Genomic DNA, 8,416 nt, shown 5'->3' on the forward strand with positions numbered 1-8,416 from the left:
TCGACCAGGTCCTCGGCCCGCGCCAGGGCCAGCTCCGCCATGCTGCCGTCCCCCGGAGCCATCCCGGCCGAGGTCGGGAACCACACGAGCCGCCCGCCGGCCGACCCCACACCTTGGACGCCGGGCACGTACGGCAGCGCGGGCGTCCCGAAGTAGGACGTTCCGGTCGCACACAGCAGGTCCAGCGGGGTGATCGGCGCGGCGACGACCCGCACCGGTTCCAGCCCGGGACCCGGCACCGGTTCCGGGCGCTCAGCCACGGCCGGCGGTCGACCGCACTCGTCGATCTGGAGGGCACGCATCATCGGGCTCCCGCGTCGTACGCCTACCGGCGGCCCCGGACCTCCGGGACCGCCGCTTCCGATAACAGGGTCAGGTGGCGATGTCCGGGTACGGCAGCGACATGTGCGACAGCCGCCGCGCGTATTCCGTCTGGAAGCCCAGCGGCGGATGGTCGCGCTCGAACATCGCGATGAAGAGGGTCAGCGTCAGGAACGGATGCGCCCCCAGCTCGAACAGCCGCGGATAGTCGTGCGCCGCCAGCGCTTCCCGTTCGACGTCGTCGAAGCGCAGCCAGGTGGACGCCTCGCCGCTGTGACAGCCGAGGATGCGGTTGGCGTACTCGCCCTCCCACCACTCCACCGTGGCGCGCGGCTCCTCGCGGTAGCGCTCGACCAGCTCGGGATCGCGGTCCACGGTGAACAGGAACTTGTTCAGCAGGTACTTGCTCATGCGCCGGCGCCTCCGTCCGGGTACCAGGTGAAGTACGCCTCCATGGTGTGGAACAGGTCGTAGGTGTCCACGTAGTCCGCCTTACGGCCTTCGCCGGCCACCCCCATCATCAGCATGAAGTCCATGAACCCGTGGGTGGCGTTGCCCGGCAGGTGCAGGCTGTCGAGGGTGACCTCGGCCAGACAGCCCTCGATGTCGCCCGAGGAGATCCACTCGACGGCCTTGCGGTCGAACTCGGGGTCGGGCCCGTGCGGCCCGAACTGGCGCGGCCCGCCGAGCTCCAGCGACAGGTGCCCGGTGCCGATGATCGCGACCCGCTGCTCGGCCGGCCACGACTCCACCAGCTGCCTGATCGTCCGCCCGAGCTGCACGAACCGCTTCGGCCGCGGCAGGGGAGGAGCGAAGATGTTGGTGTAGACGGGCACGATCGGCAGGTCGTTCTGCGGGCGCAGGGTGATGATCGGGCACGTGATCGAGTGGTCGATCCGCAGCTCGTTCGAGAAGGCCAGGTCGAAGCCGGCGTCGATGCCCTCGCGCAGGATGTACCCCGACAGGTCCTCCTGCCCCTGGCACACCATGCGCGGCAGCCCGAACTCGCGCTCCTCGTTGTAGAAGTTGGCGTCGTAGAAGGGCGCCTTGCCGATCAGGAACTGCGGCATGTTGTCCAGCCACAGCTGGTGGAAGTGGTCGGAGCCGACCATGACCAGCACGTCGGGCCTGGCCCTGGTCAGCGTCTCCCGGAACGCCTCCACCTTGCGCACCCACTCGTCGGCGAACGGCGGGCGGTCCTCTCCGGTGGCGGTGCTGGCGCGGTAGTAGAAGGGGTGGTGGGTGGACGCGATGACCGCGACGACCTCAGCCATGCGAACCTCCGATGACCTCAGTCATGCGAACCTCCGTCGGGGGATGGGAACGGCTCGGGCGGAATGGACCGGTTGTTCAGGTCCACGGACAGGAAGATCTCATTGGCCACCGGCCGGCGCAGCTCCTCGGCGAGCTGCCCGATGAGCCCGGCGGTCCTGGCCAGCAGCGCGAACCCGCGCAGCAGCTCCAGCGGCAGCCCCAGGTCGGCCAGCGCCGCGCCGCAGACGCCGGCGCCGTTGAGCGGCAGCGTGCGGCCGAGCACCTGCGGGTGCACGCGCCCGATGGCGGCGAACAGCGACAGGTGCGGCCCGACCAGGCCCTCCTCGGCCGCGATCTCGAACAGCCTGGGCGTGCGCGGGTCGCCGTTCTTGTGCACGTGATGGCCGAGCCCGGGGATGAGGCGCCCGGACTCGCGGCGGGCCCGTACGGTGTCCAGGGCGAGCGCGTCCCAGTCGGACTCCTCGGCCGGCAGCGGGTCGTGCGCGGCGACCACCTCGTGCAGGAAGCGGCCGCAGTCCTCGGTGACGCCGAGGAAGCGCGAGCCGCCGCCGAGCAGGCCCGCGGCCAGCGCCCCCTGCACCGAATCCGGGGCCGACAGGTACGTCAGCCGCGTCACGATCGCGGTCGGCGTGAAGCCGTGGTCGGCCAGCGCGGCCAGCACGGCCTCGAACACGCGGACCTCGCCCGGTGACGGGCGGCGCTGCGTGGCCAGCCAGAAGGCCAGCTCACCGAAGCCCACCTCGCCCATCACGTCGGTGGCCAGGTCGCGGCCCAGCAGGGTGATCGTGTCAGGCGTCGACGCCCCTAGCGCGGTCGGGTACTCAGTCACGTCCACTCCCCAGGGCCGCGGAGGTCGCGTGAGCGCTCGGTCACGTCCGCTCCCGGGATCGCGGCGTCGCGCGAGCGCTCAGTCACGTCCGTCCTCCAGCCACTTGCGCAGCTCGGCGCCGTGCTCGTCCAGCTCGGGCGGCGGCAGGGCGTACCCGGCGGGCGTCTGGGAGAAGCGGATCGGGTGCCGCGTCGTCGGCACCGCCCGATCGCCCTCGCCGACCACCACGACGGGCTCCAGCCCGAACCGCTCCGCCGCCGCGAACCCGCCGTCGATGGTGTTGATCGGCCCGCTCGGCACGCCGGCCTCGACCAGCAGCTGGAACCACTCGTCGGCCGGCCGCTTCACCAGCTGCTCGACGAGCAGGGGCCGCAGCTCCTCCCGCCGCTCGGTGCGGTCGGCGTTGCGGGCGAAGCGCGGGTCGTCGGCCACCTCGGGGATGCCGAGCACCTCGCACAGCTTGCGGAACTGCCCGTCGTTAGCGGCGGCCACGATGAGGTCGTTGTCGGCGGTCGGCAGCGGCTCGTACGGGAACACGCTCGGATGCGCGTTGCCCATCCGGAACGGCACCACGTCGCCCGCCACGTACGCCGAGCTCTGGTTGACCAGCCCGGTCAGGGCCGACGACATCAGGTTGACCTCGACGTGCTGCCCCTGCCCGGTGGCCTCGCGGTGGCGCAGCGCGGCCAGCACGCCGATCACCGCGTGGTTGCCCGCCATCACGTCGAACACGGAGATCCCGGCCCGGTAGGGCGGCCCGTCCGGCTCGCCGGTCAGGCTCATCAGCCCCGACATGGCCTGCACCATCAGATCGTAGCCCGGCACCCGCGCGCCGGCCCCCGACCCGAACCCGCTGATCGAGGCGTAGACGAGGCCGGGGTTGCCCGCGCTGACGGTGTCGTAGTCGAGCCCGTACTTGGTCAGCCCGCCGGGGCGGAAGTTCTCCACCAGCACGTCGGCCCGGCGGGCCAGCTCCCTGGCGAGCCCGGCGTCGCCCTCCTGCCGCAGGTCGAGCGCGATCGAGCGCTTGCCCCGGTTGACGCCCAGGTAATAGGTGGAGGCCGTGCCGCGCGCGGGCGGCGTCCAGGAGCGGGTGTCGTCCCCGCCGGGGCCCTCGACCTTGACGACGTCGGCGCCCAGATCCGCCAGCAGCATCGTGGCGTACGGGCCGGCCAGCACCCGGGAGAAGTCGGCCACCAGCACACCGGACAGCGGCCCCTCGGGCACGTGGTCAGTCATCCGGATCCATTCTTCCGTTCGCTCAGGTCTTCCGTCCGCTCAACGGACGTATGTCCGCTAGGGCGATCCCAGCACTGAAAAGCCGATGCGTCAACCATCTTGACAGTAGGGCGGCATCTCATCACAGTGGCGTTGACCGTACAGCGGACGACTGTTCGCAAGCGAGGAGCGTGCCATGAACGAGTTCGAGGCCGGACGCCCCGTGGTGCTGCGCGGCGGCACCGTGCTGCCCATGGACGGAAGGCGGGTGCTCACCCGCACCGACGTCCTCGTCACCGGGGACAGGATCGCCGCCGTCGGCCCCGAACTGGAGGCGCCCGAGGGCGCCGCCGAGATCGACGCCTCCGGCGGCATCGTCATGCCGGGCATGATCGACACCCACCGGCACATGTGGCAGACCGTGATGCGCGGCTACGGCGCCGACTGGACGCTCACGCAGTACTTCGTCTGGTACTACCTGGAGCACGGCAAGCTGTTCCGGCCCGAGGACGTGCACGCGGGCAACACCCTGGCCGCCATCGAGGCCCTCGACGCCGGCGTCACCACCGTCGTCGACTGGTCGCACGGCCTGCGCACCCCCGACCACGCCGACGCCGCCGCCGACGCGCTGCAGGCCGTGCCAGGACGGTACGTGCTCGCCTACGGCAACATCCAGCAGCCGCCCGCCGAGTGGACGGCCGCGCCGGAGTTCCGCGACTTCGTCCGCCGCCGCGTCACCGGCGACGACCTGCTCGGCTTCCAGATCGCCTTCGACGTGACGGGTGACCCGTCCTTCCCCGAGCGCCCCGCCTTCGAGGTGGCCCGCGAGCTCGGCGCGACGGTCACCACCCACGCCGGCGTGTGGGGCGCCACCAGCGACGACGGCATCCGCCTCATGTACGACCACGGCTTCATGACCCCCGGCACCATCTACGTGCACGCCGCCTCGCTGTCGGCCGACTCCTACCACCGCATCGCCGCCACCGGCGGCTCGATCTCCGTCTCCACCGAGAGCGAGCAGAGCGCCGGCCAGGGCTACCCGCCCACGTGGGCCATCCGCGCCCACGGCATCCCCGTCTCGCTGTCCATGGACACCAGCGTATGGTGGAGCGGCGATCTGTTCTCGGCCATGCGCACCACGCTCGGCGCCGACCGCTCGCGCGAGCACCTGGAGGCGCACGCCAAGGGCGAGACCGTCACCCACTGCGCCCTGCGCGCCGACCAGGTCGTCGACTGGGCCACCAGGGGCGGTGCCCGCGCCATCGGCCGCGACGACCTCGGCACGATCGAGCCCGGCAAGAAGGCCGACCTCGTGCTCATCAAGAACGACGCATCGCCCGTGTCGTTTCCGCTGCTCAACCCGTTCGGGCACGTGGCGTTCCAGGCGCAGCGCGGCGACGTGCACACCGTGCTGGTCAACGGGCGCGTGGTCAAGCACGAGCATCGCCTGCTCGGCGTCGACCTGGCCGCCGTCCGCGCCCAGGCCGACAGCACGATCGAATACCTCAAGGGCGCGATGGGGGAGGAGGCGTGGGAGAAGGGCATGAACCCCGACATCCCCTCGGCGAAGGTGCTGGACAACCCGTACACGTATACGGACTATCGCAGCGACGCCACGCACCGCCTCTGACCCGCCGCTGTGCGGACGGGCGACCGTCTAGAGTCGGATCCGACAGATCCGAGCGAGTGAGGGCGTACATGGCACGTGGTGAGACCGGACCTGACTTCATCGAGGCGCTGGCCCGCGGCCTCGACGTCATCAGGGCCTTCCGGCCGGGATACCCGGTCATGTCGCTGACCGAGGTGGCGGCCGCCACCGGGCTGGCCCGGCCGACGGCCCGCCGCATCCTGCTCACGCTGCAGGAGCTGGGCTACGCCAGGGCCGAGCGGGGCGGCTTCGCCCTCACACCGCGGGTGCTGGAGCTGGGCGTCTCCTACGTGCGCTCGATGGGGCTGTGGGAGGTGGCCAGGCCGCACCTGGAGACGCTGGTCACGCAGACCCGCGAGTCGTCCTCGATCGCCCAGCTCGACGGCTCCGACATCGTCTACGTGGCCAGGGTCGCCGTGCCGAAGATCGTGGCGCTGTCGGTGCAGATCGGCACCCGCTTCCCCGCGCTGCAGACCTCGCTGGGCAAGGTGCTGCTGGCCGCGCTGTCCCCGGCCGAGGTGGAGCGGGTGCTGGCCGAGCCGAGCCGCTCCGGCATCGAGCCGCGCTGGCGGCCCGACCCGAGCGAGCGCGAGGCGGCCCTGCGCGCCGTGCGGGCCAAGGGCTGGGCGATGACCGACGAACAGCTCGCCCTGGGCATAAGGTCGGTGGCGGCGCCGCTGCGCGACGGGCTCGGCAACGTGATCGCGGCGGTCAACGTCAACGCCCACGCCGCCGAGACCTCGATCGAGAAGCTGACCGAGGAGCACCTCCCGCTGCTGCTCAAGACGGCGAGCGCGATCAGCGCCGACTGGGCCGCCTACGACGCGGTGCCGCACGTCACGGCCTCGTGACCGGCCGCCCGCCCGGCGGGCGATGACGTCACGGGTCTTGCCGGTTGGCCGGTTGTCGGCTTTGAATGATCCCCATACAGGTGATCCCTGGAAGGGGCTACATGCACGGCTTACGGGTGTCCGCCGTCCTCACACTGATCGTCGGCGCCGCGTTTCTCGGCGCACAGCCGTCCGCCCCGGCCGTCGCCGGGCCGGCCGATCCCGAGCCCGTCTCGCTGGTCACCATCTCCGTGCCCGACAGGGCCGCGATGGAACGGCTGGTGGAGTCCGGCGCCGACCTCACCGAACGCGTACGCCCGCAGCCTGACGGCAGCGTCCAGGTCGACGCGGTGCTCACTCCCACCCAGCTCGCCGCCCTGCCCCAGCTCGGCGCGAGCCTGGCCCCCGACGCCGCGCCCCGGGCGAGCGCGACGGCCGGCGCCGACAAGGATCGGATCGTCATCGAACGGGCGGTCTGGTACGAGTCGCGTGACGGGTACTTCCTGTCCGTCGAGGCCTCCAGCAGCGCCGCCCAGGCCGCCACGCTCACCGTCGCCTGGAAGGGCCGGCGCGGCACGAGCGGGCGGGCCGAGATGGTCGCGTACGTGGACGCCGGCGTCTACCTGGGCCACCAGCTCAGCGCCCCCGTCCCGGCCGACGCCGAGCCGACCCGGATCACCGTCACCTCGGCGGGCGGCGGCAAGGCCGAGGCGCGGGTGGCCGAATGGCCCGGCGGCGACCGGCCGGCCAAGACCGGCCCCGGCTACCAGAAGGACTTCGTCACCCAGTACATGACGCCCGCGCAGCTCAACGAGCGGATCAGGGCGCTGAACCGGCGCTACCCCAAGCTCACCGAGCTGATCGCGCTGCCGTACCGGACCAACGGCTACCGGCGCCACGCCCAGGCGCTGATCGGCACCGCGCCCGCCGCCGCCGTCGTGATCACCTCGACCGCCTACGGCTCCGAGGGCGGCAACGACCTGTCCGTCGAGATCGTCGGGCCCGGCACGCCCGGCAGCCCGCTCCGGGTCGGCATCGACGGCAAGCTCGTCGCCGTCAGCCTGGCCACCGACGACTCCGGCGCGCCGGTCAGCACCGCCGCCCAGGTCGCCGCCGCGATCAACGCCACGCCCGGCCTGCCCGTCAGGGCCTCCGTCTACCGCACCGACCCCGGCGCCGGCGTCATGGCGCCCGCGCCGCCCGTCCAGCTCGACGACTTCCTCAGCGCTCCCGCCGACGTCTCCCGCGCGCCCGCGCAGGTGCTGGCCCTGCGCATCGGCACCCGCCGTGACGGCTCGCGCACCGGCGTGCTGGCCTACGCCCAGGAGCACGCCAGGGAATGGGTGACGCCGCTGGTCACCATCGAGGCGGCCGAACGGCTGCTGCGCAACCACGACCGGGACAAGGCCACCCGGCGGCTGCTCGACCGTGCCGACATCTTCATCGTGCCGACCGTCAACCCCGACGGGGCGAACTACAGCTTCTACGACTTCAACTCCCAGCGGAAGAACATGACCAACCACTGCCCGGCGCAGCAGGCCGACCCGGCGGCGCGCAACACGTGGGGCGTGGACGTCAACCGCAACTACGCCGTCGGCTCGCTGTCCGACGGCTACTTCGGCGCGTCGGCGAACTGCCAGTCCGGCACGTACGCCGGGCCGTCGGAGCACTCCGAGCCCGAGAGCCGCAACGTCATCTGGCTGGCGCAGCGCTACCGCAACATCAAGTTCGCCATGAACGTGCACAGCTACGGCGGCTACTTCATGTGGCCGCCCGGCGCCTACAAGCTCGACGGCCGGGTCGCCCTGCCCAGGCCGACACGCCAGGAGGAGGCGTACTTCCTGCGCTCGGCCCGCACCATCGAGCAGGCCATCGTCGCCGAGCGCGGCACCGTCATCTGGTCGCAGCAGACCGGCCCCGTCACGGACGTGCTGTACTCGGCGGCCGGGAACTCGGCCGACGAGCTGTGGTACGACTACGGCGTGTACGGGTGGGACTTCGAGGTCGGCGCCGACCTGTGGAACCCCTCGACGCGCCGATGGGAGGGCGTGGGCTTCCAGCCGCCGTTCAGCGAGGGACACGCCGAGGCGATGGAGTTCGCCTCGGGCCTGATCTCCCTGATCGGCATCGCCGCCGACTACCGGGAGCCGTGATGGATCCGCGCCTCAGACCACCTGCCGGCCTGCCCGCCGGTCCGCCTGCCAGACCGCCCGCCCGGCTGCCCGCGCGCCTGCTCGGCGTCGCCGGCGCGGTCGCGCTGATCGTCGTGCCGCAGGCCGGCGGCCTGCCCGCGCT

General features: G+C 72.0%; 7 protein-coding genes and 1 pseudogene. 3 read left to right on the forward strand and 5 right to left on the reverse strand.

Annotation, left to right across the window (positions count from 1 at the left end):
* The 5 genes and pseudogenes from ABFX54_RS54840 to ABFX54_RS54860 form a co-directional block, all read right to left on the reverse strand.
* Window positions 1–260, reverse strand: a pseudogene (locus tag ABFX54_RS54840) (quinone oxidoreductase family protein); the annotation flags it as partial.
* A gap of 112 nt (window positions 261–372) precedes the next feature.
* Entirely contained in the window at window positions 373–732 is a 360-nt protein-coding gene (locus tag ABFX54_RS54845; RefSeq protein ID WP_346115288.1) for a hypothetical protein, read from the reverse strand.
* Window positions 729–1,595 (reverse strand): DODA-type extradiol aromatic ring-opening family dioxygenase, encoded by an 867-nt coding sequence (locus ABFX54_RS54850; protein ID WP_346115289.1) that lies wholly within the window; start codon window positions 1,593–1,595, stop codon window positions 729–731. Before ABFX54_RS54850 ends, ABFX54_RS54845 begins: the two co-directional genes overlap by 4 nt.
* A 17-nt stretch (window positions 1,596–1,612) precedes the next feature.
* Window positions 1,613–2,425, reverse strand: a complete 813-nt coding sequence (locus ABFX54_RS54855) for a citryl-CoA lyase (protein WP_346115290.1) — start codon at window positions 2,423–2,425, stop codon at window positions 1,613–1,615.
* 78 nt (window positions 2,426–2,503) lie between these two features.
* On the reverse strand, window positions 2,504–3,664 hold the full coding sequence (locus ABFX54_RS54860) for a CaiB/BaiF CoA transferase family protein (RefSeq protein ID WP_346115291.1): 1,161 nt from the start codon (window positions 3,662–3,664) through the stop codon (window positions 2,504–2,506).
* A gap of 175 nt (window positions 3,665–3,839) precedes the next feature.
* Between ABFX54_RS54860 and ABFX54_RS54865 the strand changes: the two genes are divergently transcribed.
* The 3 genes from ABFX54_RS54865 (at window position 3,840) to ABFX54_RS54875 (ending at window position 8,274) form a co-directional block, all read left to right on the forward strand.
* Complete coding sequence (locus ABFX54_RS54865; RefSeq protein ID WP_346115292.1) at window positions 3,840–5,273, forward strand: amidohydrolase family protein; 1,434 nt, start codon at window positions 3,840–3,842, stop codon at window positions 5,271–5,273.
* A 68-nt stretch (window positions 5,274–5,341) separates the two neighbouring features.
* Window positions 5,342–6,142 (forward strand): IclR family transcriptional regulator domain-containing protein, encoded by an 801-nt coding sequence (locus ABFX54_RS54870; protein ID WP_346115293.1) that lies wholly within the window; start codon window positions 5,342–5,344, stop codon window positions 6,140–6,142.
* A 101-nt stretch (window positions 6,143–6,243) separates the two neighbouring features.
* A complete protein-coding gene (locus ABFX54_RS54875) occupies window positions 6,244–8,274 on the forward strand; it encodes a M14 family metallopeptidase (RefSeq protein ID WP_346115294.1) in 2,031 nt (676 codons plus the stop codon).
* The last annotated feature ends 142 nt before the right edge of the window (window positions 8,275–8,416 follow it).

Origin of the sequence: Nonomuraea maheshkhaliensis (assembly GCF_039529435.1) — a bacterium.
GTDB lineage: Bacteria > Actinomycetota > Actinomycetes > Streptosporangiales > Streptosporangiaceae > Nonomuraea > Nonomuraea maheshkhaliensis.

Bases quoted from the DNA above. Each gene is read 5' to 3' on its own strand.
- ABFX54_RS54845 (WP_346115288.1), bottom strand. From the start codon at position 732: ATGAGCAAGTACCTGCTGAACAAGTTCCTGTTCACCGTGGACCGCGAT.
- ABFX54_RS54850 (WP_346115289.1), bottom strand. From the start codon at position 1,595: ATGGCTGAGGTCGTCGCGGTCATCGCGTCCACCCACCACCCCTTCTAC.
- ABFX54_RS54860 (WP_346115291.1), bottom strand. From the start codon at position 3,664: ATGACTGACCACGTGCCCGAGGGGCCGCTGTCCGGTGTGCTGGTGGCC.
- ABFX54_RS54865 (WP_346115292.1), top strand. From the start codon at position 3,840: ATGAACGAGTTCGAGGCCGGACGCCCCGTGGTGCTGCGCGGCGGCACC.
- ABFX54_RS54870 (WP_346115293.1), top strand. From the start codon at position 5,342: ATGGCACGTGGTGAGACCGGACCTGACTTCATCGAGGCGCTGGCCCGC.
- ABFX54_RS54875 (WP_346115294.1), top strand. From the start codon at position 6,244: ATGCACGGCTTACGGGTGTCCGCCGTCCTCACACTGATCGTCGGCGCC.